The following is a 26,167-nucleotide window of genomic DNA, read 5'->3' on the forward strand; positions in this document are numbered from 1 at the left end:
GACGGCCCGACAACGCCACCGCGTCGCCGCGCCACTGGAGAAAGCGGCCCGGCGCCGCAGCCGGGCCGCTCAAGCAGGCGTTATCCGGCGGTCGCTGCCGCGGCGGCCCGGCCCGCGGCCCGGCCCGAGAAGAGGCAGCCGCCCAGGAACGTACCCTCCAAAGAGCGGTAACCGTGCACACCGCCTCCGCCGAAGCCCGCTGCCTCGCCCGCCGCGTAAAGGCCGGGGATCGGGCTGCCGGAGGCGCCCAGCACCTGACCCTGCAGGTTGGTCTGCAGGCCGCCGAGGGTCTTGCGGGTGAGGATGTTGAGGCGCACCGCGACCAGACCGCCCGAGTCCGGCCCGAGGATCTTGTGCGCGGACGCGGTCCGGCCGAGCACGTCACCGGGGTAGGACAGGGCGTTGCGGATGCCCTGGACCTGGGCGTCCTTGCTGTACGCGTTGTCGATCTCCCGGTCGCGCGCCTCGATCTGCCGCTTGAGGCCGTCCAGGGTGATCAGGTTGTCGCCGGTGATCCGGTTCATGCCGGTGACCAGTTCGGGGAGCGTTGCCGCCTTGACGAAGTCGGTGCCGTACTGCTGGAACTTCCGGATCGGCTCGGGGGTCTGCCACACGCGGCTGAGCAGGAGCCACAGGTTCTTGCCGGTGAGGTCCGGGTTCTGCTCGGAGCCGGAGAGCGCGAACTCCTTGTCGACGATCTTCTGCGTGGTGACGAACCACGAGTAGTCGTAGCCGGTCGCGGTGATCGAGCCGAGCGTGTGGAGGGTGTCGTAGCCGGGCCAGTCCGGCGCCCGGAAGCGCCTGCCGGTGGCGTCGAACCACATCGACGACGGGCCGGGCAGGATGCGGATGCCGTGGCCGGGCCAGATCGCGTCCCAGTTGCGCAGGCCCTCGGTGTAGTGCCACATCCGGTCGGGGTTGACGATCCGGCCCCCGGCGTTCGCGGTGATGCCCAGCATCCGCCCGTCGACGTGCGCGGGCACGCCGGTGATCATGCTGGTGGGCGCCTTGCCGAGCCGGGCCGGCCAGTTCTGCCGGATCAGGTCGTGGTTGGCCCCGATCCCACCGGACGCGACGATCACCACCGGCGCCTTCAGTTCGAAGTCCCCGATCGTGGTACGCGACGACGGCTTGCCCCGAGCAACGGCGCTGGCTTCGAGGACCTTGCCGCGGACGCCGGTGACCGCCCCGTTGGTGGTGACCAGCTCGTCGACCCGGTGCCGGAACCTGAACACCACCTTGCCCGCGGCGACCCCGGCGCGCACCTTCTTCTCGAACGGCTCGACGACCGCCGGCCCGGTGCCCCACGTGACGTGGAAGCGCGGCACCGAGTTGCCGTGCCCGTCGGCGAGGCCGCCACCGCGCTCCGCCCAGCCGACCATCGGGAACCATTGCATGCCGAGCCCGGCCAGCCAGGACCGCTTCTCCCCGGCGGCGAAGTCCACGTAGGCCTGGGCCCACCGGTACGCCCAGTGGTCCTGCCCGGCCGGGTCGTCGACGCCCCGGTCGAACCCGGCCGTGCCGAGCCAGTCCTGCCAGGCCAGGTCGTGGCTGTCCTTGACGCCCATGAGCCGCTGCTCGTCGGAGTCGACGAAGAACAGCCCGCCGAACGACCAGTACGCCTGACCGCCGAGGTTCGCCTCGTTCTCCTGGTCGAGCAGCAGCACCTTCCGGCCGGCGGCGACCAGTTCGGCGGTCGCCACCAGTCCGGCCAGGCCGTGCCCGACCACTATCGCGTCGGCGTCGGCAGCGGCGGCCGCCCCGAACGCGGGCAGCGCGCCGGTCTGGGCGATCGCCGCGCCGGCCACGGCACCGCCGGCCACACCGATCGCCCGGCGGCGACTGACCCGGGGGGATCTCGGCTCCACTATTCCTCCGTCGGTTCTCGGGTGTGGCGGGGGCCGGTGACGATGCTCAGGTCATCGGTGGCCGGGTCGCCGGCCGGCGGGTCGTCGACGGGCTGCGGTTCGGCCGTCCGCCCATCGGTGGCCGGTTCCGCGGTGGCCGGCTCCTCGGTGGCCGGTTCCGCGGTGGCCGGCTCCGCGGTGGCCGGCTCCTCGCTCGTCCACGCGAACGCCAGGGCGCCGCCGGTCAGGGTGAGGAGCAGGCCGATGATGAAGCCGCCCATGTTGGAGGTGAGCCAGGAGGCGAGACCGCACACGATGGCGACCAGCGAGTAGAAGACCCGCTGGGCCGGGGTGAACCAGATCAGCGCGCCACACAGGATGATCACGATCGGGATCAGGTAGCCGATGAAGTTCTGCATGCCGACGTGCAGCACCACCCCCAGTGGCGCCCACACGGTGAACATGATCTCCAGGCCGCCGAGCAGCACGAACAGGCCGCCCCAGAAGGGCCGCGTGCGCCGCCAGGACCGCTTCTCGACCGCCACGCGGGCCGCGGTCATGGTCAGCAGCCGTCCGAGGTGAAGGCCATCCGCAGGTTGGGCAGGTAGAACCGGGCGGCCGTGGTGGCGTAGTTGTTCTGCCGCAGGTTGGTCAGGGTGACCTCCTCGGCCTGCTGGCCGAACACACCGATCGCGCCCTTCTTGCGGGGCACCCGGTCGAGCGTGCTGGCGTCCTGGCCGATGTCGATGGTCGTGAAGTCGGCGTTGGCGGTGATCACGTCCGAGTCGACGACCAGAGTGTCGGCCGTGACCTGGTTGGACGGGCTGCCCGCGGTGATCTTCAGGTTGATGCCGCCGAGCTCGATGCTCTGGCACAGGCCGTCCAGGGTGGCGTCGCGGATGGCGGAGACGATCACCACGACCTGGCCGCCGGTGTCGCCCTCGTTCGGGCTGCCGGGCTCCATGTGGTCGAGTTCGGCGTACTGCGCGAACCCGTACCCGTGCAGCCTCGGTGAGGTGACGACGAACGGCATGCCGGAGATCGAGAAGGACGCCGCCAGGACGCCCTGGCCGGTGAGCACGACGAGGCCGGTGGTGGCGGCCAGGCCGCCGAGCATGACCGCGGCGAAACGCCGCCAGCGGGTACGGCCGAACGGGGTGGAGGACATGCTGCTCCTTATGCCGGGCACGGACGATCGCCACCGGTGCGAGCACTGCGGATGCCGCCCGGCGGGACCCCTATTGGGAAACCTCGATGGATTTCGGCGAAGTTACGCCCCAGTAACAGGGCCCGTCAAGCCCAGGAAGCCGCTTTCCCGTCAGTGAAAAACCTCGTCGGTATCTGACGTGGCACAGGGGGCCACCACCCGCTCCCCCGCCGCCGGCACCAGCAGTTCGGCCGAGGCGGCGTCGCGGCCCACGAACGGGGCGGTCATGAAGTAGCTGAGCATCGGCAACAGGTCCGGCAGCTGCGCGACCCGGCCGGTCGACACGTAGCCGTAGATGGTCGCGTAGACCCCGCCCACCACGGTGTCGACCAGGCCGTCCGGCACCGGCGGGGCGTCGGCGAAGAACCGGGAGAAACGGCTGAGCAGCTCGGTGCGCCGCTCCCGCGCCAGGGCGCCGGCCGCGTCGATCTCCACGATCGCCATCGCGGCGAACGCCGGGACACTGGCCAGCACGTCGAGCAGCACCTTGAGCGCGGCCCGCACCCCGGTCCGCCAGTCGCCGGCCGCCGCGTACGCCTCGTCCATCAGCCGCAGCACCACGCCGGTGCCGTGCCGGTAGGTGTCCAGGAACGCGTCCTCCTTGCCGGCGAACAGCGCGTAGAACGCCGGCCGGGTCACGCCGGCGGCCGTGCAGATGTCGCTGACCCGGGCGTTGGCGTAGCCCTTCTCGGCGACGGTGTGCACCAGCGCGTCGTGGAGACGCTCGCGCTGGGTGGCGGCCACCGCCTCGGGAGTCATGGAGCGTGGGCCACGTTTGATCGCCCGGGACGGATCGCGTCCCGCCCGTGCGCCCGGAAGCGGGCTGATTACCGGATTCGTCATCGCCATTCCTCAATGTCTTGACATGACATACCGCTGAGGTTTCTCATACCGGGAGACACGGACCTCGATGGTTCCCACGGCGGTCCCCCCAGTATCGCCTGTCAATCAACCCCCGGAACGCTGCGGAAACGGCCGGGCCACCTCGTCCTCGCAAAGGGAGGGTGGCGCCATATGCGCGCGTCACGGCTCACATCGATTCTCGCTTCTCTTCTCCTGATCGGCGCCGCCGCCCCGGCACAGGCGGCCGCGCCCGGTGGCGCCTACGCCGGCCTCGACGAATGCCCGCTCAACTCCGCCGTCCTGATGGACCCGACGAACCTGCAGGTCGGGTGCGTCCGGTCGGTCACCAACGGCGGCAGCATCACGATCGGCTCCACCACCGTCGCGTTCGACAGCCCGATCACCGTGCAGTTCGGCATCTACTGGCCCAAGTCCGCGCCGGTGCGGGAATTCCCCGACGGCAGCGTCGCCAACGTCTACTCGACCGTGCTGGCGCCCGGCGGCAAGACCCTGGTGGCCCGGCCGCTCGAGGTCACCGTGCCCGGCATCATCAACTTCCTGCCCGGCGTGACCAGCGTCTTCGCCCAGGTGGAGCTGGCCGGGCCGATCACCGACTTCATCCCGCTGGCCACCGGCGTGAACACCCCGGTCTTCGTGCTGCCGGTCAAGCTCAAGCTGAAGAACGCGCTGTTCGGCAACCGCTGCTACATCGGCTCGGACACCAGCCCGATCCGGTTCCAGCCGACCACCGGCACCACGTCGCCGCCCGCGCCGAACACCCCGGTCACCGGCGACCCCGGAACGCTGGACATCGTCGCCGACCCGAACGGCTACCAGACCCTCGGTGTCGGCATCACCGGCGCCTCCCTCGTGGACAACGCGTACGCCGTACCGAAGGCGAACGGCTGCGGGCTCATCCCCGGCAGCCTCGACCCGCTGATCAATCTCGCGTTCGGCCTGCCCTCCGCGGCCGGCCGCAACGCCGTCACGTTCGGGGCCAACGACACGGCCCTCGCCGTCTCGCCCAGCCTCGACGACCTCGAACAGGCGCTCGCCGCCTCCTAGGAAAGGTGCACATCCCCCATGCACAAGTCCCGTATCACCGCCGCCGCGATCGCCGGCGTCACCGCCGCCATGATGTTCGGCGCTCCGGCGCTGGCCGACGACGGCACCGTCCTGACCAGCGAGACCCCCGCCGGGCCAGCCGTCGCCGTCGGTGACACCATCTCGTCCGGCCTCGCCACCGGCACACAGGCCGTCTTCGCCACCGCACCCGGCGGCGCCAACGGCATGAAGTGCACCGGCTCCAGCCTCAGCGCAGTGGTCAACGACAACCCGGCCGCGCCCGGGGCGGCCACGCTCGGCGCCAACCTCGGCCTGTCCGGCTGCACGGTCAGCGGCATCCCCGGGGTCACCGGCGTCAACAGCGTGACGATCAACAACCAGCCGTACACCACGACGACCGCCAGCGACGGCACCGTCACGGTCTCCGGCACCGACGCCGCGCCGATCCAGGCGACCCTCGTCCTGCGGTCGCTGCTCGGCTCGGTGACGTGCGTCTTCGTCGCCGACGGCAACACGATCAGCGGTGTCGCCGACAACACCGACAACTCGATCGCGTTCACCGACCAGCGGTTCAACAAGAGCAGCGGCCCGGCCGCCTGCATCTCGGCGGCCTACTTCACCGCCAGGTACACCCCGGTGGTGACGTCGGCCGGAGCCCTGGTGTTCGTCAACTGACGCCCCTTGAGGCAGGGCCCGCGGAACGTCCCCCGTCCGCGGGCCCGTGGCCGTCAGAGCCGGATCAGGGCCAGGTCCCACTGGCCGTGGTCGTCCTCCCAGGTGGTGACGATCTCACCGAAGCCCAGCGGGTTCCGCTCCGGCGCCTCGTCGGCGAAGATCTCGCCGGTCTCCTCCAGCTCGCCGGTGATCCGCAGCGCGTCCTCGAGCGTCCCGTCGGTGGCGACCCGGATGTGGGCCACCGACCAGCCGGCGCCACCGAGGTCCCGGCCGGTCAGCTCCCGGCCCGCCACCTGCTCGTCGCCGACCTCGAACAGGGTGCCCGGCCCGTCGACCGGCAGCGGCCCGTTGTCGAGGATCGTCAGGTTCTCGTCGAACACGGTTCGTTCGCCGCTCAGCACCGCGGGGTCGAGCCAGCCGGGATGCCGGTCGAAGCCGGACTCGTGGTTGAAGAAGTTGCCCCAGGCGTACAGCGCATACATTCCGGCGATCATACGGACGGGTGGACGGCCTCGAAGATGGGTACGACGGGTCCATGACTGACGTGGCAGAGGTCAACAGCACCCAGCCGAGGGATTGGCAACCGACCGACGAGCAGCGGCGCCGGGCCCTGTGCAACGAGGCGTATCCGGCGGCCGGGCGCGTCGCCGTGCCCGGCCGCCGGACGTCAGGCGGTCAGTTGCGGTAGCGGAAGGAGATCCGGCCGCGGGTCAGGTCGTACGGGCTGAGCTCGACCAGCACCCGGTCGAACGGCAGGACCCGGATCCGGTTCTTGCGCATCTTGCCGCTGATGTGCGCCAGCACCTGATGGCCGTTGGTCAGCTCCACCCGGAAGGTGGCGTTGCGCAGGCACTCCAGCACGGTGCCCTCGATCGCGATCCCGGACGACATCAGCGCAGCACCAGCTCGAGGTTGCTGCTCTCACGCCGGGCCCCGAAGCTCTCGAAGAGGGCGAGCGCCGCCGTGTTCGCCTGGTTGACCTCCGCGCCGGCGAACGGCGCACCGGCCCGGTGGGCGGCCCCCAGCACCGCGGCCAGCAGGGCCCGGCCGATCCCGCGCCGGCGGTGCGCGGAGAGCACGGCGATCAGGCCGATGCGGGGACGGCGGGGAATCGGCGCGACCCGGACCAGGCCCACACAGCGGTCGCCGACGGCGGCGACCGTGTACCGGCTCGGGTCGTGCGCCCCGAACACCTCGGCCGGCATGTTGTGCCAGCCGACCGTCGCGTCGATCTCGGCGCGGATCGAGGAGTCCAGCTCCCACAGCGGACCGGCCTCGGCCGGACCGATCGTGACCTCGGCCGCCGAGGCGAAGTCGCCGGTGGGGACGACCAGCTCCCACTCGCGGCGGCGCGGCCCGAACCCGAGCCGCTCCCACTGCGACAACAGGTCGAGGTCGTCCTCGTCGACCACCGTGTAGAGCGGTTTCGGCAGCGTCGGCAGCATCGCGCCGGCCAGCCGGTCGAAGACCGTGCCGTGCCACGCGTCGATGCTGAGGAAGCTGCGGCCGTCGGGCCGGCGCCAGACCTCGCCGCGCCCGACGACCTGATCGTCGTCGAGAGCGTGCCAGTGCCGCTCCGAGACCCGGGTGATTTCAGCAGATTGCATAAGGTGTGCCTTTCGCCGACGTGCTCCCGGCGACACCTCTCGTCAATCGCCGGCCGTGACGGCATGGGGAGCACCCATCGTTACAACGATCACGATGCTCACCTCCCCCGGTAGTGCCACGGCCGCCCGCAGGCTATCCCCGCGCCGTCGCGGCCGTCCATTCATTTAGCCCGCCGATCAGCCGGTCGATCTCCTCGGCCGTGTTGTAGGGCGCCAACCCCACCCGCAACGCCGCGTCCAGCTTCAACGCCACGAACGGCTCGTAGGCGTAGAAGGACCCGGCGGGCGCCAGGACGTCCCGCTCGGCGAGGAAGATCTGCGCGGCCCTGGCCTCACGGCCGGCGAAATTCATCAAGGACGTGGGGGTACGGTCGACGGCGCCCGAATACAGCGTGACGACGTCGCCCAGTTCCCGTAGGCCCGCTTCGAGGCGCTGCCGCAGGGCCGTCTCGTGCTCGTGCACCGCCGCCAGCGACCGGGCGAGCCGTTCCCGGCGGGTGCCGTCCGTCCCGGGCACCATCCCGGCGAGGAAGTCGACGGCCGCGGTCGCCCCGGCCAGCATCTCGTAGGGCAGCGTGCCGAACTCGAACCGCTCCGGAACCGCGTCGGTCGACGGCACCAGCTTGTCCGGCCGGATCGTCGCCAGCAGCTCCGGCGACGCGGCCAGCACACCGCAGTGCGGGCCGAGGAACTTGTAGGGCGAGCACACGAACAGGTCGGCGCCGAGCGCGGGCACGTCGACGAGCCGGTGCGCGGCGTAGTGCACACCGTCCACGTAGAGCAGCGCCCCGGCCGCGTGCGCCAGGTCGGCGATCCGGCGGACCGGCGGCACCGTGCCGAGCACGTTGGAGGCGGCGGTGACCGCGACCAGCCGGGTCCGCGACGACAGGGCCCGCTCGGCGGAATCCAGGTCCAGTTCGCCGGTGGTGGTGTCGAAGTCGATCCAGCGGACGGTGACGCCGGCCCGCTCGGCGGCCTGGATCCACGGCCGCACGTTGCTGTCGTGGTCGAGGCGGCTCACCACGACCTCGTCGCCCGGCCGCCACGTCGCCGCCAGGTGCCGGGAGAAGTCGTAGGTGAGCTGGGTGGCGCTGCGCCCGTGCACGATCCCGGCGGCCGGCACCCCGAGCAGGTCGGCGTAGGCGGCCCGGAACGCGGCCACCGACTGCTCGGCGTTGCGCTCGGAGACGCTCACCGCGCCCCGGTTGGACAGCGGCCCGGTCATCGTGGCCACGATCGCGTCGGCGACCGGGCGGGGTGTCTGGGTGCCGCCCGGCCCGTCGAAGAAGGCCAGGCCGGTGTCCAGGGAGGGGAACTGGGCGCGCAGCGCGGTCACGTCGAGGCTCACGCCGTCCACCCTCGCACAGATCGTCAGCGGCGCAGCCGTGCCGCCCAGCGGCCCGCGACCAGAGCCGCGGCCAGAACAGCGGCTGTCCCGGCCGCCTGCCGGGGCCGCCACCAGGCCGGACGCCATTCGCCGTGCAGGCCCTCGGCGTCCGGCAGGGCCGGCTCGAACACGTTGCCCCGGTGCGCCGGCATCGCCTCGCGGGACAGCCCGCCGACGCGCATGAGCGGGCCGACGAGCACGTCGTAGAGGCCGGGGACGGCCACGAAGCCCAGGCTGATGATCCGGTTGGCGAGGCCGACGTTCACCGTGGCCCGGGGCTTACGAGCGCAGCGGACGATGGCGGCGGCCACCGTCTCCGGCTGGTCGATCGGCGGTGGCGGCTTCCCGGCCACTCCCGCGTAGTTGGCCGCGTTGCGGTAGATCGGCGTGTTCACCGCCCCCGGCGACACCAGGCACACGTGGATGTCCGGCGCGTCCCGGGTCTCCAGGCGCAACGCCCGGATCAGCGCCCGCAGTCCCCACTTGCTGGTCACGTACGAGCTGGTGTACGGCGTGACGACGGTGCCCAGCAGCGACCCGCCGAAGATCAGGATCCCGTGTCCCTGCCGCCGGAACCGGTCCAGCGCGACCCGCGCCACGGTGGCCCCGCCGAGCAGGTCGACCTCGACGACCCGGTCGAAGACACCGGCGGGCACGTCCTCGAACCGCCCGTACGCCATCACGGCCGCCGTGTTGACCCACACGTCGATGCCGCCGAACGCGGTGACCGCCGTGTCCGCCACCTCCGCGACGGTCTCCGGCACCAGCACATCGGCGACGGTCACCCGTACCTCCGCGCCCGCTTCCCGGCATTGAGCGGCCACGTCGTCGAGCGCCGGCCGGGACCGGGAGGCGAGGACGAGGCGGGCGCCGGCGCGGGCGAAGGCGAGCGCGGTGGCCCGCCCCACCCCGCTGGAGGCACCGGTGATGACGACGACCTGATCGGTGGGCACGGCGACGTTGTACCCACCGGCCGGGCACTAATTCGCGTTCGGTCCACGGCGGGGAGGTCACGCGGTGACGTGGTCACGGCCCGGGCCGCCCTCGATGAAGCACTTCGCCCAGGTGGTGGTCCCCGGGCCGCGGGTCACCGGCCGGTAACCGGGTCGGGAGGGCTTTCCCGGGCATCATGCGCTGATGGAACCTGTGGTGCTCGACGGCGACTTCCGGCTCTGGTCCTACGGCGTGGGCCACTCCCAGCTCCTGCTCCACGCTCCGGTCCCGGATGGCGTGGACACGGTCAGCGTGCTGTTCGAGGGTGCCCGCGCCACCGTCCTGCGCGGGCGTCAGGCCCCCGGTCAGGGAGCCTGGCGACGGCCCGAGAACGCCGAGGTCCTCCACGAGTTCCGCGGGACGGCGCCCGGCTGACGGTCAGGCGGAGTCGCGGATCACCAGGGTGGGCTGGAAGATCACCGAGCGGGGGGAACGGCCCGGGGTGTGGATGTGGGCGATCAGCAGTTGGGCCATCTCGGCGGCCATCTCCTCGACCGGCTGGCGGACCGTGGTCAGCGGCGGGCGGCACTCCAGGGCGGCGCTGCTGTCGTCGAAGCCGATCACGGCCACGTCGTCCGGGACACGGCGGCCGCGGTCCTGCAGGGCGCGCAGCGCGCCCTCGGCCATCAGGTCGCTGGCCACGAAGAGGCCGTCCAGGCCGGGGTGCTGGTCGAGCAGGCGGTGGGCGGCCGTCTCGCCGCCGACGCGGGTGAAGTCGCCGATCTCGGCCGGGACCGGCGCGCCGGCGACAGCCCGGAAACCGTCCAGGCGGTCGGCGCCGGCCGGGATGTCGAGCGGGCCGCTGATCGTGGCGAGGCTGCGGCAGCCGCGGGCGAGCAGGTGCTCGGCGGCGAGCCGGGCGCCGTGCCGCTGGTCGACGTCGACGTAGCTGACCGGCAGCGGGCCGGACGGCCGGGACGCCAGGACCGCCGGGATGCCGAGGGCGTGCACCTGGGCGGGCAGCGGATCGTGCTCGCTGCTGCTGATCAGCAGCACCCCGTCGACGTGGCCCTGCCGCAGGTAGCGGACCACCTGGTGGTGGTCGTCGGCGTCGGTGGGCACGACCACCAGGTGCACGTCGTGCGGGCGCAGCGCGCCGGTCGCGCCGGCGGTGACCCGGCCGAAGTACGGGTCGGTGAAGATCCGGTTGAGGAACGAGTGGTCGTCGGGGCGATCGGGCTCACTGATCACCAGCGCCACCGAGTCCGACCGGCGGGTCACCAGGCTGCGGGCGGCGACGTTCGGCACGTACCCCGTCTGGGTGATCGCCCGCTGGACCGCGTCGCGGATGCCCGGCGCCACCGACGCCGCGTTGTTGATCACCCGGGACACGGTGGCCCGGGAGACGCCGGCCGCGGCGGCCACCTGATCCATCGTGGGATGGTGGCCGCCGCGTCCCGATTTCGCGCTCATGACCTGATGTTGTATCAGGGCCGTCCGTTGGTTCCGCACTTGATGATGGGACGGATGCAGTCGTTCACCCGGCGGGCCATCTCCTCGACCGGCCAGGCGTTGAAGAAGTCGCCGTGCATCGTGTATCCGCCGCCGGACGCGAGCCGCAGCCGGGACGGATCGCCGGAGACCGGGTAACGCATGACCTGCCGCAGCTTGGGCACCACGACCGGGTGGCTGGCCGGGCAGGCGTTGTTCACCGGGTACGCCATGTGGCTCTTGTGGTCGGCGGAGTCCAGGTCGCGGCCGTTCCAGCAGTGCGGGAAGTCCAGGTACGACTCCAGCATCGTCCCGGCCGGGCAGTTGACGAAGTCGTGGGACGACCCCACGTCCCCGGCGTGCAGGCACGACCAGCGCGAGATGGTGTTGTCGTTCGGGCCGGTGGCCTTGGCGTTGCCGGCGACGATGCGCAGGCCGAGCGGCAGCGGCTGGGTCTGGGCGATCAGGGCGTCGCTGACACCTTCACCGAGGTAGTAGAAGATGCCGGTGACCGGCTCGACCGGCACGTTGTCCTGGTAGAGGGTGGGGATCCAGTAGGACGACTTGTCGACCGACGGGTTGCAGTTGCTGTTGGCGTTGAGCAGCGTGTCGACGGTGCTGAAGGCGTTGGTGCCGGCCGCGCCGAAGAAGCTGTGCATGTGCGAGGCGCCGGGCAGGCCGGGGAAGATGATCGGGTCGTCCGGCAGCCGGTGGCTGAACGGGCAGTCGGCGAGGAACTCGGCGACCCGGACCGCGCCCGGCGGGATCGTCGGCGTGGTGCCGCCGCCGGTGCCGTACACCTGGAACTCGGTGAGCGAGACACCCCACTGGGTGGCCCGCACGGTGGTCTCCAGGCGCACGTAACGGCCGGTGCCGGTGACGTTCACCGACTGCTGGCCGCCGGCGCCGGTGGTGGTGCTGTAGACGGTGGTCCAGGTCGACCCGTTGGCCGAGGTCCGCAGGGTGAAGGCACGGGCGTACGCGGCCTCCCAGTTGAGGGTGACCGAGGTGATGGCAGCGCTGGCGCCGAGGTCGACCTGCAGCCATTGCGGGTCGCTGAACGCGCTGGACCAGCGGGTGCCGGGGTTGCCGTCGACGGCGTTGGCGGCGGGGAAGGCGGCCGACTCGGTGGACGAGGCGGTGGCGGTCTTCCCCTGGGAGAGCAGGGTGTCGGCGGCGCTGGCCCGGCCACCGAAGGCGATGACCGAGGTGGCGAGCAGGGCGCCGATTCCGGCGAGGGACAACAGACGGCGTCTCATGGGCGGGGGCTCCTGGAGAGGGGGAACGACGCTGTGAAAGCGCTCTATTGGACGCCACTGTGAACGGACCGTAAGAAGCTGTCAATGCACCGGAAACATCCGGGAAGCGCTTCCCCGGCCGCTTCCGAGTGCATCGACCCAGGTCAGTGGGCTTGACGCTCGGGAGCGGCCGGGGAAGTTCCGGAACCTCAGGCCCGGTAGACGCCGAACTCGTAGAGCGAGTAGCCGTACCCCGTCGCCCTGGTGGTGCCGTTGACCCGGACGTAGCGTCCGGAGCCGGCGACCGTCAGCTCGTCGAAGCCGCCGTCACCCGCGGTGGTGGTGTTGATCGTCCGCCAGGTGGTCCCGTCGTCGGAGGCCTGCACGGTGTAGGACCTGGCGTACGCCGCCTCCCACGCCAGCCGCACCCGGTTGAACGACTGCACCGAGCCGAGGTCGACCTGCAGCCACGCCGTGTCGACCCATTCGCTGGCCCAGCGGGTGCCGTAGTCGCCGTCGACCGCGTAGGACGGCAGCTGCGGGCCGTTCGTGCCGGTCGGCTGGTAGCTGGACGCGGTCACCGGACGGCCGCGGGACAGCTCGGTCCCCGGCGCGGCCGGCGGCACGACCTTGAACGACCGCTGCTCGATGCCCACGTTGCCGTGGCCGTCGTAGGCGTACACGTAGATTTTCCAGACACCCAGGGACTCGGGCGCCCGTACCGTGAAAGTGCCGTTGCCCGTCTGGCTGAAGGCCAGATGCCGCAAGCCACGGTTGCCGGTGATGTGCTTGTCACTGGCCATCAGGTTGTAGCGGATCAGGTCGCCCTGCGGGTCGGTCGCGGACACGGTGACGCTGAACGTGCCGCCGGCCGGGACCGCCGTCGGGGAGCCGACCGTCATCGCGGTGATCTCCGGCGGGGTGTTCGGGGCGGGCTGCCCGGTGTACGCCTGCCGCATCGCGTGATAACCCAGCCGCCGCCAGGAGCCGGTGGTGGTGTTGAGCCACACGCCGCCGAAGTCGTTCTCGATGCCGTAGTGGAACTCGGTCGCGCCGAGCGCCACGCCCGGGTGCCCCTTGATCGCGTTCCAGCTGTACGTGTACCCGGCCTTCTTCGCCAGGTCGGAGGGCTCGTTCGGCACCCCGTTGACGTCGTTGGGCACCTCCCACTCCCCCGCCGGGCCGCCCTCGGTGAGGATGTACGGCTTGGTGTAGCCGCCGGCCAGCCAGTCCCGCTTGACCGTGTCGATCGCGCCGTACGAGTTGACCGCCAGCAGGTCCAGCGCCGGCGAGTACGGCTTGTAGTAGGTCCATGCGTGGGTGTAGGCGTCGGTCGAGGTGACCGGGTGGTTCGCGTCGGCCGCGTGGATGGCCTCGGTGACCTCGTTGACGAATTTGGCGTACGCCACCCGCCGTGCCTCGACCACGTCGGCGGCCAGCCCGTAGTTCTGCATCTCCAGGATGACCTCGTTGCCCACGTCCCAGAGCAGCACACCCGAGCGGCCCTTGAGCTCGTTGACCTTGGCGACGATCTCGGCCTTCACCGCGGTCTTGTAGGCGGTGTCGCCGACGTAGTCGGCCCCGTGGTTGAGCCACAGCCCGACGATCACCCGGATGCCGTGCCGGGCCGCGGTGTCCAGCAGGAACGGGGTGTTCGCGTCCGGTCCCCAGATGCGGATCGTGTTGACGCCCATGTTCTTCAGGTCACGCATGTAGCCGTCGGCGGCGCCCTGCGGCGGCCCGTAGGTCATGCCCCGGATCTCCCACGGGCTGCCGTTGACGGTGAGCTGCCAGTTGCCCTGCGAGCCGGTGACCTTGACGACGCTCGGCCCGGCCGGCACCGGCGGGTCGGTCATCGCCGGGGCGGCGGTCTTCACCGAGCGTGCCACCGTCACCGAGTCGACGCTGAGCGTCCCGCCCGAGGTGGTGGCGGCGGTCGGCGTGGTGGAGCCGGCTATGGCGTTCGGCAGGGAGCCGCCGATCGCCAGGTCGAAGCGCAGGTAGAAGCCGTGGTGCACGGCCGCCTGCCAGGCCGCGACGCCGACCTGCGACTCGCGGACCACCCAGGTCTGCCGGCCGTCCAGGTAGAACCGGATCTCCTCGTCGGTCCTGGTCCGGTCGATGACCTGGGTGTACTCGTGGTAGCCGCTCCGGCAGCCGGTGCACGAGGCGAAGCCGGAGGACCTGCCGTCGTACTCGTTGCAGGGCCCGCCCGGCGCCGTGCCGCAGTGCAGTGTCTGGGCCAGTTGGTCACGGCCGTTGACACCGGTCATGATGTCGGTCTCGCCGACGCCCGGCCAGTTGGTGAAGTTGCCGCGGTAGGCCGCTCCGGTCGCGCGGAAGCCCGGCCAGTACCCGGCGCCGTTGGCGACGTCCGGCTGTTTGAGCACGGCGGTGAACTTGAGCAATTCACCGGCCTGCGGGGTGAAGTCGGCGCGCTGCGTCTCGATCCGGCCCGAGGTCCAGTTGCCGGCGCCGTCGCGGATCGCCCGGATGGCGAGCTTGCCGGCGCCGTCGAGGGAGACGTTCGCGGTGGAGTTGCTCGCGGTCTCGACCGAGCCGGTGCCCCAGTTGGCGGCGCCGCCGGGATACTGGGTGCCGGTGCGCAGCAGCCAGTTCGCCGCGCTCGGGCTGGTTCCGGCCGCGCCGTCGAAGGTGTCGGTCCAGATCGTGGTGAAATCGTCGGTCACCGGGCCGCTGTCGCCACCGAAGACCTGGAACTCCCACAGCGAGTATCCGTAGCCGGTGCCGCGCTGGGTCCCGTTCATCCGCACGTAGCGGCCGGTGCCGCTGACCGTGTGCGTCTCGGTGCCTCCGGCACCGTCGGCGACGCTCTTGACGGTGGTCCAGGCGGTGCCGTCGTTCGAGGTCTGGATGTCGTACGCCCGGCCGAACGCGCCCTCCCACCGGAGCACGACACGGGTGATCGCCACGGACGAGCCGAGGTCGACCTGGATCCACTGCGGATCGGCGAACGCGCTGGACCAGCGGGTGCCGGGATCGCCGTCGACGGCGAGCGCCGGGCTGTAGCCGGGGCCGGCGGCCTCCTGTGAGGACGCGGTGGCCGGCCGGCCCTGGGAGAGCAGGGTCTCGGCCGCTCCGGCGGCGGACGGGACGCCCAGGGTCGCGGCGACGAGCGCGATGAGAAGGAGCAGCCGTCTATACATGATCACACCAATGCCTCGGGGGACGGAAAGCGCTCTCCAAGCGAGCAGATTGTTTCGCCCAGGTTGCCGCGGGTCAATACGAAAGCGTTGACAGAATCAGTTCCGGAACTGGAGACTGCGCCACGTGAAAGCGATTCCCCGTATCCTTCTCGCAGGCGCCCTGCTCAGCGGGGCCGGATGCGCCGGTCCCACCCCGGTCTCCCCCGTGCCCGCCGCCACCACCTCCGCGCCCGGCTTCGGCGGCACCGACCGTTCGTGGATCGAGATCACCATCGCGATGGACGAGGAGTTGCTGCCGCTGCTGGACCTGGTCGGCGAGGAGTCCGACCTCTACGACGTAGCGGCGCAGGTCAGAGAGTTCACCGAGGCGGAGCTGACCGAGCTGCGGCGCCTGCACGGCGAGGCCGGGCTGCCCGCGGAGAACCCGCACAAGGGCATGCCGATGCCCGGCATGGTGATGCCGTCACAGGTCGCCGCAGCCGCCGCCCTGCGCGGTGAGGACTTCGACAGGGCGCTGCGCGAGCATCTGCGGGCCCATCTCGAACAGAGTCAGAAATTGGCCGCGAGCGAGCGGTCCGCCGGGTCCGAACCGCGCACGATCGCCCTCGCCGTGCGCATTTCCGAGACCCGGCAGTCCACTCTCAATCTGCTCTAGAAAAAACTGTTATCGGGGCAGCTCGTAGTTCTCGTTCAACGCCGCGCCGCGCTCCGGCTTGTACTGGTCGAAGCCGCGCGGGTTGCACTGCAGCCCGCCGTTGATGCAGTGGCGCACCAGGGCGGCCAGCGTCGCCGGGTCCCAGACGTTGTAGACGTCGTAGTGGAACGAGAACCCGCGGCCGCTGGAGAACCGGACCTGCGACATGTTCCCGCTGACCGGCCACGCCATCTTGAACTCGATCATCGGCACCGCCACCGGGTGCGAGGCGGGGCAGACGCCGTTGACCGGGTACGCCATGTGGCTCTTGTGGTCCGGCGAGTCCAGGTGGAGGCCGTTCCAGCAGCTCGGCGCCTGGTAGCGGGCGTTCAGCTGGGTGCCGGCCGGGCAGTTCGCCGGGATGTCCCAGTTGAACGAGCTGTTGCCGCACTCGAAGCCCTCGACCGCCCCCGGGGCGTTGCGGAACTCGTCCTGGGTGGCGGTCGGGCTGCCGACCACGTAGCGCAGCCCCGGCGGAAACGGGCGCACGCTGCGGTAGTCGATCACCCCGCTCTTGTAGTAGATGACCTGCGGGCCGTCCGGCTGCACCGCGGTGTCGCCGTTGAGCAGCGTCGGCATCCAGTAACCGGTCTTGTCACCGGGGGTGATGCACGACGTGCCGCCGGCCTGCAGGCTCGACAGTGTCGAATTGGCGTTGGTGGTCCGGTTGCCCATGAACGTGTGCGAGTGCGACGCTCCGGGCAGGCCGGGGAAGACGATCGGGTCGTCGTTGAGGTTGGTCCGGCTCACCGAGCAGTTCGCCTGGAACTCGCGGTGCGTCACCGGCGGGTTCATCGCCGGGGGGATCTCGGTGGACGGGACCACCCCGGTGACCGGCGGGTTCGCGTAGACGTAGCCGGGCCCGTCGGTCGGTGGCGGCGTGACCGTGGACGTGCCGTACACCTTGAACTCGTACAGCGAGTAGCCGTAGGTGGTGCCGCGCTGGGTGCCGTACATCCGCACGTACCGGCCGGATCCGCTGACGTTGAGGGTCTGCGTGCCGCCGGTCGCGGTCGTCGTGCTGTAGATCGACGTCCAGGCGTTGCCGTCCGGCGAGGTCTGGATCTGGAAGGCCCGGGCGTACGCCGTCTCCCACTGCAGCACGACCTGGCTGATCGTGGCCGTGGCGCCCAGGTCGACGCGCAGCCACTGCGGGTCGGCCCACTGGCTGCCCCAGCGGGTGTCGGCACGGCCGTCGAAGGCCGCGATGGCCGGCGCCTCGCCGTTCTCCACGGAGGACGCCAGGGCGGGTTTGCCCTGGGAGAGCAGGGTGTCCGCGGCCTGGGCGGACTGGTTGCCGGCCACCACCAGCGCGGCGGCGGTCAGCAGGGCGGCGCCGAGCGGCGCCAGGATGCGTTTTCGCACGGTTGATCTCCAAGTCTGTGCGAGGACGGGGGAACACGCTTGGAGAGCGTTTTCCCATCGTGTGCTCCAGCACCACCCGCGTCAATGATTTCCGGTTCCGGAACCCGATGTTTCGGACCTGTGACCACGCGCTCGGAAACCGCTCTCCGCGTGCTATAACTGCGGGCATGCAGAGCCGGCGGCTGCCCACCCTCGAGGACGTGGCACGGATGGCCGGGGTCTCCCGGGCCACCGTCTCCCGTGTCATCAACGGCATCCGCAACGTCGACCCGCAACTGCACCAGCAGGTGTGGACGGCCGTCGACCAGACCGGTTACGTGCCCAACCGGATGGCCCGGTCGCTGGTCACCCGGCGCACCGGCACCGTGGCGCTGGTCGTCTCCGACAGCGAGACCCACGACGACGACCCGTTCATGAGCCGGTTCTTCTCCGACCCGTATTTCGGTCGCGTCGTCGGCGGCCTGATGAGCGTGCTGCGCCCGCTCGGTGTCCAGCTGGCGTTGCAGATGGTCGGCGCCGACGGCCACAAACGCCTGGTCGGCGACCTGCGCAACGGCCAGGCCGACGGCGCCGTGGTGCTGTCCCTCCCGGCCCGCGACCCGCTGCCCGGCCTGCTCGCCGCCTCCGGCATCCCCGCCGTGCTGATCGGCCGCCCCGCCGAGCCGGTCCCGATCAGCTACGTCGACCTCGACAACGAGGCCGGCGCCGCCCTGGCCGCCGACCGCCTCGCCCTCCGCGGCTGCCGCCGCCCGGTAATGATCGCCGGCCCGCCCGACGTGCCCGCCAGCGTCGACCGGATCTCCGGCTTCCGGCGCGCCATGGCCCGCCACGGGCACGCGTGGATCCCGCAGGAGACCGGCAACTTCACCCAGGACAGCGGCGAACGGTCGATGCGCGCCCTGCTCGCCGCCCACCCCGGTCTGGACGCCGTCTTCGTCGCCAACGACCTGATGGCCGTCGGCGCCCTGCTCGTCCTGCAGGACGCGGGCCGCACCGTGCCCGACGACGTCGCGGTGGCCGGCTTCGACGACAGCAGCGCCGCGCTGTCCGCCCGGCCCGCTCTCACCACGGTCCGCCACCCCCTGGAGGACATGTCCGCCGAGGCCGCCCGGATGCTGCTGTCCCGCCTGGACGACCCGGACGCCCGCGTGACCTCGGTGATCTACGAGCCCACCCTGGTCGAACGCCAGACCGCGTAACCGTCCGGCCCCGGCGGCCCGCGAGCCCACCCCGACCGAACGCAAGACCCCGTAACCGGCCACCCACAAGCCCACCCCGACCGACCGCCGGACGGCAGCATGGAATACCGCTGTCGCGCCCGATCAGGTGCCCCCGCACGGCGCGAGGCATGACCGACGATCCGTCCGGACACTGCGTCGACCGCACACCGGCCGGCCATGGGCCGCTCACGCCGCTTCGTCCCGGGCATCCTCGTCCGCCGACCCGGTCCCGCGGCGCGTGGGTAGGTAGACCCGGCCGAACTGCTTCGTCGCCACCAGGCTCTTGACGATCGCGCCGCGCTCGGAGGGTTTCGAATCCTTCAGCGCAAGCTCAGCCAGAGCTTTGTCCCGGTCGGCGCGGATCTTCTGGCATTCCCACTGGAGGACAGCGACAACGACCGCAATGGCCAACGTGTATGCCTGGGAAAGTGCCTCGACAGGCAGCACGGGTTACATCCGGTCGGCCTGCCGGATCGTCTCCGCCGGCAGCCACTCCGGAGACGCACGGTCCACTCAGGAGTGGCGCCGGAGCAGAGCCACGTGACGGGGCCACGAGCGGACGCGTGACCGGGCATACTGATCGACATTCGATTCTGCCGATGGCCCGAGATGGAGCAATGAGCCAGCACGACGCACCGGACCCGTTCGACGGGTTGCAGGACTGGGCCCACCAGACCGAGCGAAAGGTCCGGCGTGAACGCCGGCGCCGTCTGGCGGCCCGGTGGGTGCCGGCGGTGCTGGTCGGCGTGGCCGCGGTCGTGGCGATCGCCTTCACCGTACCGGCCGGGTGGGCCATGCTGCGGGACTCGTCGCCGGCGGCCCAGCCGACCCCGAGCCGGCCGGACGGTGTCACCGCGACCACGACGCAGACCGCCGCACCCACCGACCCGTTCGCGGGGACGCCGGCCGCCTCGTACCCGAAAGGCCAGGCGGGCATCACCCTGCCGGCGGCGCGGGCGGTGCCCGGATTCACCACGGCTCAGGTCGACGCCGCGCTCCAGCAGGTGCGCAAGGCGATGATCGCCGGCCGGCTGGCCCCCGGCATGCTGATCGATCACCGCCCGGACGACTTCGTCGCCCTGCTCGCGCCCCGCCAGCGCGCCCCGGTCCGGAAGTGGTTCACCGACCTGCTCCACTCCAACGTGGCGACCTGGATCGATCCGGCGGTCCGTCTCGATCCGCGCGAGCAGCCCCGGGTCAGCGGGCGGGTGACCTACGCGGCGGCGACCCGCGACGGACGCCGCGTGCTCCGGGTCACCACCAACTTCGTCTGGGTGTACGCCTTCGAGGACACCGCCCAGCCGATCGCCGTCGTCCACGACGAGATCCAGTGGGACTTCCCCGCCCCGAAGAACCTGCACGCCGACGACCGTGGCATGTGGATCGGCGCCAACCAGTCGTACTGGGCGATGATGGACTGCGCCGCCGGTGACCAGGGCCTTCTGGCGCCGACCCGGAGGCTCGGCGCACCGGCGCCCGGCGAGACCGACGACCCGGACGATCTGCTGCGCCCGGAGCGTTCCCTGGACATCCACGAGAACTGCCCGTAGACCATGGACCTGGATCTTTCGAGCCGGCGGGTGCGTGCGACCGCACCGGACGACCGGACGCCGCACACCTACTGGCTGTTCGCGGACGGCCGCCTGCTGAGAGCCCGCGCCGGTGACACCCGGGCCGAGGTGGTCGCCGACGTGCCGAACATCCGGGAGACCGGGAGCGACACGGGCGACGGCCGGATCACCGGCAAGCCGCTGGAGGCCCGGCTGTACGCGCACGGCCCCTGGGTCGGTGTGACCGAACGGTTCGGCACGAACGCGGCGCTGATCAACACGGACACCGGGGCGGTCCGCGAGATGAGCCGGGCCGACCACCACTCGGACGTGTCCAGCTACTCCGTCGGATTCCTCGAGCGCCAGGGACGCACCCTGCTGGTCGCCCAGACCGAGTGGAACCGCCTGGACGTCCTCGACGCGGAGACCGGGGAGCGCCTGACCGGGCAGCGCGAGCAACTCGACTACTTCCATTCGCTGCTGCACGTCTCGCCCGGTTCACGACACTTCCTGAGCAACGGCTGGGCCTGGTCCCCGGTCGACGTGGTGTACGCCTTCTCCACCGAGGCGTTCCTGACCGGCCACGAGGCGAGCGGCATCGCGGTCTCGACCGCCTTCGGTTACAACTGGGACCGGCCGTGCACGTTCGTCGGCGATCGGACGTTCGTTCTCGCGCTGGACGAGGAGCTGGACGAGGAGCTGGACGAGGAGCTGGACGAGGAGGACGAGGAGTATCACCAGCTGGCCTTCTTCGACATCCCGGAGCTGACCTCGGCGGACCGGCCGGACCATCTGCTGGAGCCCCGCTCGCTGGTGGACTGCGACGTGTTCGCGCGCAACGAGCACGGCGAGGTCAAGGGCGAGCTGCACTACGACGCCGAGTCGGGCTGCCTGGTCGCGATGACCGCCGGCGACGGCGTCCACCTCGTCACGCTGGAGGGCGACGTGGTGGCGCGCCTGCCCGACGTGAACCTGGCGAGCCCGCCGTCGCACGGTGACATCGGCAGCACGTTCAGCGGTTCCGGTGGTTGGTCGTACGCGTCGCGGCACCGCGTCCTGTACCGCTGGGCCGACCGCTCGGGCATCGAGGAACGCCCCCTGCCCGGAGGTGCCCGCCGATAGCCCGCAGTCGATATGGTGTCCGGCGTGAGACTTCGCCTGATGGCCGCACTGGCCGCTCTGCTCGTGGTCCTGTCACCGGCCACCGCCGCCCGCGCCGCGGATGACCCTCTGCTCGACCAGCTGACGGCCATCCCGGGACTTTCGATCATCTCCGAGACGCAGGGGACCGGATACCGGTTCTTCGTCATGACCTACCGCCAGCCCGCCGACCACCGGCATCCGGGCCGGGGCGGCTTCGATCAGCGGCTGACCCTGCTGCACCGGTCCGAGTCGGGGCCGGTCGTGCTGTTCACCAACGGGTACGGTCTGGCCGCCGTCCCTCGCCCGACGCAGACCGAGCCGACCGCGCTGCTGGGCGCCAACCAGATCTCGGTCGAGCACCGTTTCTTCACGCCGTCCCGGCCGGCCGACGCCGACTGGTCGGATCTGAACATCTGGCAGGAGGCGACCGACGAGCACCGGATCGTCGGCGCGTTCAAGACCGTCTACTCCGGCAAGTGGATCCAGACCGGTGGCAGCAAGGGCGGCATGACGAGCGTCTACCACCGCCGCTTCTACCCGAAGGACGTCGACGGCGTGGTGGCGTACGTCGCGCCGAACGACGTGATCAACCCGGCCGACGGCGCGTACGACCGCTTCTTCGACACCGTCGGCACCGCCGACTGCCGCAAGGCTCTCGACGAGGTCCAGCGGCAGGCGCTGCTGCGCCGGGACCGGCTGGTCCCGCGGCTGGAGGCCGCGGCGGCCGGGAACGGCTGGACGTTCGAGCGGACCATCGGCACCGCCGACCGCTCGTTCGAGATGACCGTGCTGGACTCGGTGTGGGCGTTCTGGCAGTACAGCCTGGCCGCCGACTGCGCGGGCGTGCCGGCCGCGACCGCGTCCGACGACGAGATCTGGACCTGGATCGACACGGTCGCGGGCTGGAGCTTCTACACCGACCAGGCGCTCGAGTACTACTGGCCGTACTACTTCCAGGCCGCGTCGCAGCTGGGCTGGCCGAGCCTGAGGTTCGAGCACCTGCGTGGCGTGCGCAACTACCCGAACCTGTACACGGCGAACGCGTCGCTGCCGAAGGAGCTGCGCCGCCAGCACAACCCGCTGCCGATGATCGACGTGGACGTGTGGGTGCGTACGCAGTCGGAGCGGATGATGTTCGTCTACGGCGAGAACGACCCGTGGGGCGCCGAACGGTTCGTGCCGAGCCGTCGTGACTCGGCGCTGTACGTCGCGCCGGGCGCCAACCACGGCGCGAACATCGCCCGGCTCAGCCCGGCCGACTCGGCCGCCGCGACGGCCACGCTGCGCCGCTGGGCCGGTGTCCCGGCCACCCTGGCGAAGCCGCTCGCCGTGGACCTGCCGCTGGACGACGGGCTCGGCGACCGCCGCCGGATCCGCTGAGGGAGGCCGCCGCCGGGGTCGCCGCACGCGGTGGCCCCGGCGGCGGACCGTAAGGTGTGGACCCGTGCGTGACAACGACTGGAACGACCCGGACTGGCGGGCCGCCGCCCACACCTGGATCACCGGCCGGCTCGCCGACCTCGGCACGCCGGTCACCGGGGCGATCGAGGAGTTCCGGTCGCGGCCGTGGTCGGTCACCCACCGGGCGCCGACGGCGGCCGGGACGCGGTGGTTCAAGGCCAACATCACCGGATGCCGGTACGAGGCGGCGCTCGCCGAGGCCCTGGCCGGGATCGCCCCCGGCGCCACCCTCGTGCCGCTGGCCGTCGACACGGGGCGGGGCTGGCTGCTCACCGCCGACGCGGGGCCGACGCTGCGGGAGACGATGTCCGGGACCGGCCGGATCGCGACGTGGACGGCGATGCTGCAGGCCTGGTCGGCGCTGCAGCGGGCCACCGTCGCCCATGTCGACCGGCTGTGTGCTCTGGGCGTACCGGATCAGCGGGTTTCGCTCCTTCCCGGCCTGCTGGCCGGGCTGCTCGCCGACCCGGACATCCGCGCCGAGGTGAAACCGGGGGTGCCCGCGCTGTCCGGGGAGTACGCCCGGTGGTGTGCCGAGCTGGCCGCCGACGGCATCCCGGCCGCCCTGCAGCACGACGACCTGCACACCGGCAACGTCTTCGCGGACATGCGCTTCTTCGACTGGGGCGACGCGAGTGTCGGGCACCCGTTCGGCACGTTGCTGGTCACGCTGAACGGCCTGCACGACGCCCTGGACACCCCGGACCGGCAGGCGTTGCTGCACCGGCTGCGCGACGCCTATCTGGAGCCGTGGACCGACCTCGCCGACCGGGCCACGCTGCGCCGGTCGGCCACCCTGGCCTGCCGGGTCACCCGGGTGTCGCGGGCGTTGTCCTGGCAGCGGGGGCTGACCGGCGCGGTGATCCCGGTCGACGAGATGTTCCGCGACGCGCCGGCCGCCTGGCTCAACGAGCTGCTGGAGCCCACCACCATCTGAGCGGCACGGCTTTGCGTGATCGAAAGCGGACATGCCGTCGCGTTACGGCGCGTCCGGGCCGGCGTCCGGGATCTCGTCGTCGAAACGGGCCAGCGGCGGATGGCGCATGGCGAGCCCGGCGACGACGGCGATGGCCAGGCCGCACAGGATGTAGGTGAGACCGATGCCGCGGCCCGCGCCGGTGCCGATCACCGCGCCGACCGTGGGCGCGAGCGGGCCGCCGGGTTCGAGCAGCGGGTTCAGCAGGTGGCTGGCGCCCGGGGCGACGAGCAGGAACGCCACCGGCATCGACGACCAGGCGATCATCTGGTTGGCGGCCAGGACCCGGCCGTGGAACCGCTGCGGCACCTTGACCTGGATCATCGTCATGTAGATGCCGTTGGTGACCGACAGCGAGAAGAGGATCCCGAAGACCCCGACCGCGACGGGGTACGCCGACGCGTGCGCCCCGGTGAGCACGGCGAAGACCGCGAACAGCAGGATGAACAGCAGGACGGCCCGCATCCGGTGGCGTCGTGGCCCGCCCCAGACGGTCAGGGTGAGCCCGCCGGCGGCCACCCCGAGCCCGCCGGCGAAGGAGATCCAGCCGGCCGTGGTGAGCGGGGCGAAGCTCAGCGACAGTGGCTGGACCAGCAGGATCAGCGGCGACATGAACACGTTGACGACCGCGAACAGGACGAGCATGGCGCGGAAGCTGCGGTTGCCGACGGAGTAGCGGAACCCGGCGGCGATCTCGGCCAGCAGCGGTTCGCCGCGCTGGTGGGCCATCGCCCGGGGGAACCGGACGGCCAGGACCACGGCGATCGACACGGCGACGGTGGCGACCTCGAGCAGCAGGATCCACTCCATCCCGAAGGCGGCCAGCAGGGCGGCTCCGGCCAGCGGGGCGATCAGCCGGGCGGCGCCCTCGGCGGTCTGGACCAGGCCGTTGGCGTGTCCGAGGAACTGTTTCGGCACCAGTTGCGGCACCGCCGACAGGTAGGCCAGGCGCTGGAAGGTCAAAGCCACCGACAGCAGCGCGAGCAGCGGGTAGAGCGGCCAGTCGAGCAGGCCGCCGGTCGCGTAGGAGAGGGCCATCGCGGCGACGACCAGGCCGGCCGCGCAGTCGCCGGCCAGCATCACCCGCCGCCGGTCGGTCCGGTCGATGACCGCGCCGGCCAGCGGGGCGACCACCAGCCCCGGGATGATCGCCAGCAGGGTGAGCAGGCCGAACCGGGTCAGCGACCCGGTCAGGCTGTAGATCCAGAGCGGCACCGCGAAGTCGGCGATCTGGGCGCCGGTGAGCGACACCAGCTGGCTGACCGCGACCGTGGCGAACCGTCGCATGCTGGGCCGCGGCCCGGCCCGGTGGTCGCGTTCCGGGCTGCGCGACACCCCGGCGAGCCGCCAGCCGTCCCCGGCCACCGCGGCGCCGGTGTGCAGCGCCGCGTCCACTGTGGTGATCACCCGGGCGACCTGTCCGGCGCGATTCTCCAGGAACCGGTGGCCGGCGTCGTCCAGCACCACCACGGCGGACGTGCCGGTGATCGGGTGCCACTCGCGGAACCGTTCCGCGTGGTAGTCGGTGGCCGGGTCGTCGGCGCCGACGATCGTGATGATCGGGACCGGCAGCCGGCCGGCCGGGTGCTGCAGCAGCCGGGTGTGGTGCTCCTCGGCGCGCTCGGTGTCCTCGCGCAGCTCGCGTGCCAGCCGCAGCGCGTGTGCCGGGTCCAGGCCGCCGAGCTCCCGGCCGGGGCCGGTGAGGCGGTTCGCGTACGCCTGGTCGGATCGCAGCCGCCGCAGCCACGCCGACAGGCCGCCGATCAGGCGGCTCGCCGGCCGGGTCACCGGGAACACCGCGCCCAGATAGACGGCCTCGATCGGGCGGCCCGCCGCGGTCAGGCGGTAGGCCAGCTCCAGGACGAGCGCCGAACCGGCCCCGCCGTGGCCGTAGAGCACGAGCGGGCCGTCCACCCGGTCCAGGATCTCCGCGGCGCCGCGGGCCGCCAGCTCGCCGATGCCGGGATCGCGGGCCGGGCGGACGAGGGAGAAGACCCGATGACCGGGCGGCAGGGCGTCGGCGAGCGGCTGGCAGGCGGTGGCGGCGCCGTCGCCGAAGGGCACGCAGACGTACGTCCGGACGACCGGCCCGCCCGGGTCGGGGCGGACCGGCTCGCACAGCAGCAGGGGGTCGCCGGGTGGCACGGACGGAGTTCCCCGCCCGAGAGAATGGTCCAGGGATTGCATGGAATCCAACCTGTCGAATGCAAGGCTGGCAGCATCGTCGCCACAGGCGAGAATGCGAGAGCTCGCATAAGAAAACGGACCCCGATCAGAGTCCACAGAGGATGGCCACAC

At 71.6% G+C, this 26,167-nt stretch carries 25 protein-coding genes; 10 read left to right on the forward strand and 15 right to left on the reverse strand.

From position 1 onward, the window contains the following. Positions 1 to 80: 80 nt before the first annotated feature. From BM290_RS11725 to BM290_RS11740, 4 genes are all read right to left on the reverse strand, one after another. A complete protein-coding gene (locus tag BM290_RS11725; RefSeq protein WP_239143498.1) occupies positions 81 to 1,775 on the reverse strand; it encodes an FAD-binding dehydrogenase in 1,695 nt (564 codons plus the stop codon). A 92-nt stretch (positions 1,776 to 1,867) separates the two neighbouring features. After that, positions 1,868 to 2,407: a DUF6114 domain-containing protein gene (locus BM290_RS49655; RefSeq protein ID WP_239143494.1), complete on the reverse strand. Its 540-nt coding sequence runs from the start codon at positions 2,405 to 2,407 to the stop codon at positions 1,868 to 1,870. A gap of 2 nt (positions 2,408 to 2,409) precedes the next feature. Beyond that, positions 2,410 to 3,015 (reverse strand): DUF6230 family protein, encoded by a 606-nt coding sequence (locus BM290_RS11735; protein WP_093613017.1) that lies wholly within the window; start codon positions 3,013 to 3,015, stop codon positions 2,410 to 2,412. A 150-nt stretch (positions 3,016 to 3,165) separates the two neighbouring features. Then, on the reverse strand, positions 3,166 to 3,813 hold the full coding sequence (locus BM290_RS11740; protein WP_239143493.1) for a TetR/AcrR family transcriptional regulator: 648 nt from the start codon (positions 3,811 to 3,813) through the stop codon (positions 3,166 to 3,168). Positions 3,814 to 4,068: 255 nt separating this feature from the next. On the opposite strand from BM290_RS11740, the gene BM290_RS11745 reads away from it, so the two are divergent. Together BM290_RS11745 and BM290_RS11750 are read left to right on the forward strand one after the other, a co-directional pair. After that, positions 4,069 to 4,962 carry a hypothetical protein gene (locus tag BM290_RS11745; protein WP_093613019.1) on the forward strand — a complete coding sequence of 298 codons (894 nt, stop codon included), beginning with the start codon at positions 4,069 to 4,071 and terminating at the stop codon, positions 4,960 to 4,962. A gap of 18 nt (positions 4,963 to 4,980) precedes the next feature. Beyond that, on the forward strand, positions 4,981 to 5,637 hold the full coding sequence (locus tag BM290_RS11750) for a hypothetical protein (RefSeq protein ID WP_093613021.1): 657 nt from the start codon (positions 4,981 to 4,983) through the stop codon (positions 5,635 to 5,637). Between the two features lie 53 nt (positions 5,638 to 5,690). On the opposite strand, the gene BM290_RS11755 is transcribed toward BM290_RS11750, so the two are convergent. Further along, entirely contained in the window at positions 5,691 to 6,119 is a 429-nt protein-coding gene (locus tag BM290_RS11755; RefSeq protein WP_143133704.1) for a hypothetical protein, read from the reverse strand. Between the two features lie 53 nt (positions 6,120 to 6,172). Between BM290_RS11755 and BM290_RS48230 the strand changes: the two genes are divergently transcribed. After that, the gene (locus tag BM290_RS48230; protein WP_177319666.1) at positions 6,173 to 6,325 is read left to right on the forward strand and encodes a hypothetical protein; all 153 of its coding nucleotides are present in this window, start codon (positions 6,173 to 6,175) and stop codon (positions 6,323 to 6,325) included. On the opposite strand, the gene infA is transcribed toward BM290_RS48230, so the two are convergent. From infA to BM290_RS11780, 4 genes are all read right to left on the reverse strand, one after another. Beyond that, positions 6,313 to 6,528, reverse strand: a complete 216-nt coding sequence (infA, locus tag BM290_RS11765) for a translation initiation factor IF-1 (RefSeq protein WP_093613027.1) — start codon at positions 6,526 to 6,528, stop codon at positions 6,313 to 6,315. The two genes, BM290_RS48230 and infA, sit on opposite strands and share 13 nt — an antisense overlap. Continuing rightward, a complete protein-coding gene (locus BM290_RS11770; RefSeq protein WP_093613028.1) occupies positions 6,528 to 7,244 on the reverse strand; it encodes a GNAT family N-acetyltransferase in 717 nt (238 codons plus the stop codon). The genes infA and BM290_RS11770 overlap by 1 nt, the downstream gene beginning before the upstream one ends. Positions 7,245 to 7,377: 133 nt before the next feature. After that, a complete protein-coding gene (locus BM290_RS11775) occupies positions 7,378 to 8,592 on the reverse strand; it encodes a cysteine desulfurase-like protein (RefSeq protein WP_093613700.1) in 1,215 nt (404 codons plus the stop codon). Positions 8,593 to 8,615: 23 nt separating this feature from the next. After that, on the reverse strand, positions 8,616 to 9,584 hold the full coding sequence (locus tag BM290_RS11780; RefSeq protein WP_093613030.1) for an SDR family NAD(P)-dependent oxidoreductase: 969 nt from the start codon (positions 9,582 to 9,584) through the stop codon (positions 8,616 to 8,618). Positions 9,585 to 9,768: 184 nt separating this feature from the next. On the opposite strand from BM290_RS11780, the gene BM290_RS11785 reads away from it, so the two are divergent. Next, the gene (locus tag BM290_RS11785; RefSeq protein WP_143133705.1) at positions 9,769 to 9,999 is read left to right on the forward strand and encodes a hypothetical protein; all 231 of its coding nucleotides are present in this window, start codon (positions 9,769 to 9,771) and stop codon (positions 9,997 to 9,999) included. Between the two features lie 3 nt (positions 10,000 to 10,002). Here BM290_RS11785 and BM290_RS11790 read toward each other — a convergent pair whose 3' ends face one another. From BM290_RS11790 to BM290_RS11800, 3 genes are all read right to left on the reverse strand, one after another. Next, positions 10,003 to 11,037, reverse strand: a complete 1,035-nt coding sequence (locus tag BM290_RS11790; RefSeq protein WP_239143492.1) for a LacI family DNA-binding transcriptional regulator — start codon at positions 11,035 to 11,037, stop codon at positions 10,003 to 10,005. Positions 11,038 to 11,051: 14 nt separating this feature from the next. Then, positions 11,052 to 12,314 (reverse strand): DUF1996 domain-containing protein, encoded by a 1,263-nt coding sequence (locus BM290_RS50605; RefSeq protein ID WP_093613036.1) that lies wholly within the window; start codon positions 12,312 to 12,314, stop codon positions 11,052 to 11,054. Positions 12,315 to 12,502: 188 nt separating this feature from the next. After that, complete coding sequence (locus BM290_RS11800) at positions 12,503 to 15,460, reverse strand: discoidin domain-containing protein (protein WP_093613702.1); 2,958 nt, start codon at positions 15,458 to 15,460, stop codon at positions 12,503 to 12,505. Positions 15,461 to 15,584: 124 nt separating this feature from the next. On the opposite strand from BM290_RS11800, the gene BM290_RS11805 reads away from it, so the two are divergent. Next, positions 15,585 to 16,115 (forward strand): DUF305 domain-containing protein, encoded by a 531-nt coding sequence (locus tag BM290_RS11805; protein ID WP_143133706.1) that lies wholly within the window; start codon positions 15,585 to 15,587, stop codon positions 16,113 to 16,115. 9 nt (positions 16,116 to 16,124) lie between these two features. On the opposite strand, the gene BM290_RS11810 is transcribed toward BM290_RS11805, so the two are convergent. Next, positions 16,125 to 17,519, reverse strand: coding sequence for a DUF1996 domain-containing protein (locus tag BM290_RS11810; protein ID WP_093613040.1), 1,395 nt, complete (start codon positions 17,517 to 17,519; stop codon positions 16,125 to 16,127). Between the two features lie 167 nt (positions 17,520 to 17,686). Here BM290_RS11810 and BM290_RS11815 point away from each other — a divergent pair, with 167 nt between their 5' ends. Then, positions 17,687 to 18,718: a LacI family DNA-binding transcriptional regulator gene (locus BM290_RS11815; RefSeq protein WP_093613042.1), complete on the forward strand. Its 1,032-nt coding sequence runs from the start codon at positions 17,687 to 17,689 to the stop codon at positions 18,716 to 18,718. A gap of 207 nt (positions 18,719 to 18,925) precedes the next feature. On the opposite strand, the gene BM290_RS11820 is transcribed toward BM290_RS11815, so the two are convergent. Continuing rightward, complete coding sequence (locus BM290_RS11820) at positions 18,926 to 19,186, reverse strand: hypothetical protein (protein WP_093613044.1); 261 nt, start codon at positions 19,184 to 19,186, stop codon at positions 18,926 to 18,928. Between the two features lie 170 nt (positions 19,187 to 19,356). Between BM290_RS11820 and BM290_RS11825 the strand changes: the two genes are divergently transcribed. The 4 genes from BM290_RS11825 (at position 19,357) to BM290_RS11840 (ending at position 23,830) form a co-directional block, all read left to right on the forward strand. Then, positions 19,357 to 20,289 carry a hypothetical protein gene (locus BM290_RS11825; protein ID WP_093613046.1) on the forward strand — a complete coding sequence of 311 codons (933 nt, stop codon included), beginning with the start codon at positions 19,357 to 19,359 and terminating at the stop codon, positions 20,287 to 20,289. Positions 20,290 to 20,319: 30 nt separating this feature from the next. Then, positions 20,320 to 21,411: a hypothetical protein gene (locus BM290_RS11830; protein ID WP_143133707.1), complete on the forward strand. Its 1,092-nt coding sequence runs from the start codon at positions 20,320 to 20,322 to the stop codon at positions 21,409 to 21,411. A 24-nt stretch (positions 21,412 to 21,435) separates the two neighbouring features. Continuing rightward, positions 21,436 to 22,812, forward strand: a complete 1,377-nt coding sequence (locus BM290_RS11835; RefSeq protein WP_093613704.1) for a S28 family serine protease — start codon at positions 21,436 to 21,438, stop codon at positions 22,810 to 22,812. A 64-nt stretch (positions 22,813 to 22,876) separates the two neighbouring features. Continuing rightward, complete coding sequence (locus tag BM290_RS11840; RefSeq protein ID WP_093613050.1) at positions 22,877 to 23,830, forward strand: phosphotransferase; 954 nt, start codon at positions 22,877 to 22,879, stop codon at positions 23,828 to 23,830. Positions 23,831 to 23,872: 42 nt separating this feature from the next. Here BM290_RS11840 and BM290_RS11845 read toward each other — a convergent pair whose 3' ends face one another. Further along, positions 23,873 to 26,056: an MFS transporter gene (locus BM290_RS11845; protein ID WP_093613052.1), complete on the reverse strand. Its 2,184-nt coding sequence runs from the start codon at positions 26,054 to 26,056 to the stop codon at positions 23,873 to 23,875. Between the last annotated feature and the right edge of the window lie 111 nt (positions 26,057 to 26,167).

Source organism: Actinoplanes philippinensis (genome assembly GCF_900113015.1).
Taxonomy (GTDB): domain Bacteria; phylum Actinomycetota; class Actinomycetes; order Mycobacteriales; family Micromonosporaceae; genus Actinoplanes; species Actinoplanes philippinensis.

Excerpts from the sequence above, each read along its gene's own strand:
- BM290_RS49655 (WP_239143494.1), bottom strand. The coding sequence starts at position 2,407 with ATGACCGCGGCCCGCGTGGCGGTCGAGAAGCGGTCCTGGCGGCGCACG.
- BM290_RS11735 (WP_093613017.1), bottom strand. The coding sequence starts at position 3,015 with ATGTCCTCCACCCCGTTCGGCCGTACCCGCTGGCGGCGTTTCGCCGCG.
- BM290_RS11740 (WP_239143493.1), bottom strand. The coding sequence starts at position 3,813 with ATGACTCCCGAGGCGGTGGCCGCCACCCAGCGCGAGCGTCTCCACGAC.
- BM290_RS11745 (WP_093613019.1), top strand. The coding sequence starts at position 4,069 with ATGCGCGCGTCACGGCTCACATCGATTCTCGCTTCTCTTCTCCTGATC.
- BM290_RS11750 (WP_093613021.1), top strand. The coding sequence starts at position 4,981 with ATGCACAAGTCCCGTATCACCGCCGCCGCGATCGCCGGCGTCACCGCC.
- BM290_RS11755 (WP_143133704.1), bottom strand. The coding sequence starts at position 6,119 with ATGTATGCGCTGTACGCCTGGGGCAACTTCTTCAACCACGAGTCCGGC.
- BM290_RS48230 (WP_177319666.1), top strand. The coding sequence starts at position 6,173 with ATGACTGACGTGGCAGAGGTCAACAGCACCCAGCCGAGGGATTGGCAA.
- infA (WP_093613027.1), bottom strand. The coding sequence starts at position 6,528 with ATGTCGTCCGGGATCGCGATCGAGGGCACCGTGCTGGAGTGCCTGCGC.
- BM290_RS11770 (WP_093613028.1), bottom strand. The coding sequence starts at position 7,244 with ATGCAATCTGCTGAAATCACCCGGGTCTCGGAGCGGCACTGGCACGCT.
- BM290_RS11785 (WP_143133705.1), top strand. The coding sequence starts at position 9,769 with ATGGAACCTGTGGTGCTCGACGGCGACTTCCGGCTCTGGTCCTACGGC.
- BM290_RS11790 (WP_239143492.1), bottom strand. The coding sequence starts at position 11,037 with ATGAGCGCGAAATCGGGACGCGGCGGCCACCATCCCACGATGGATCAG.
- BM290_RS50605 (WP_093613036.1), bottom strand. The coding sequence starts at position 12,314 with ATGAGACGCCGTCTGTTGTCCCTCGCCGGAATCGGCGCCCTGCTCGCC.
- BM290_RS11800 (WP_093613702.1), bottom strand. The coding sequence starts at position 15,460 with ATGTATAGACGGCTGCTCCTTCTCATCGCGCTCGTCGCCGCGACCCTG.
- BM290_RS11815 (WP_093613042.1), top strand. The coding sequence starts at position 17,687 with ATGCAGAGCCGGCGGCTGCCCACCCTCGAGGACGTGGCACGGATGGCC.
- BM290_RS11825 (WP_093613046.1), top strand. The coding sequence starts at position 19,357 with ATGAGCCAGCACGACGCACCGGACCCGTTCGACGGGTTGCAGGACTGG.
- BM290_RS11845 (WP_093613052.1), bottom strand. The coding sequence starts at position 26,056 with ATGCAATCCCTGGACCATTCTCTCGGGCGGGGAACTCCGTCCGTGCCA.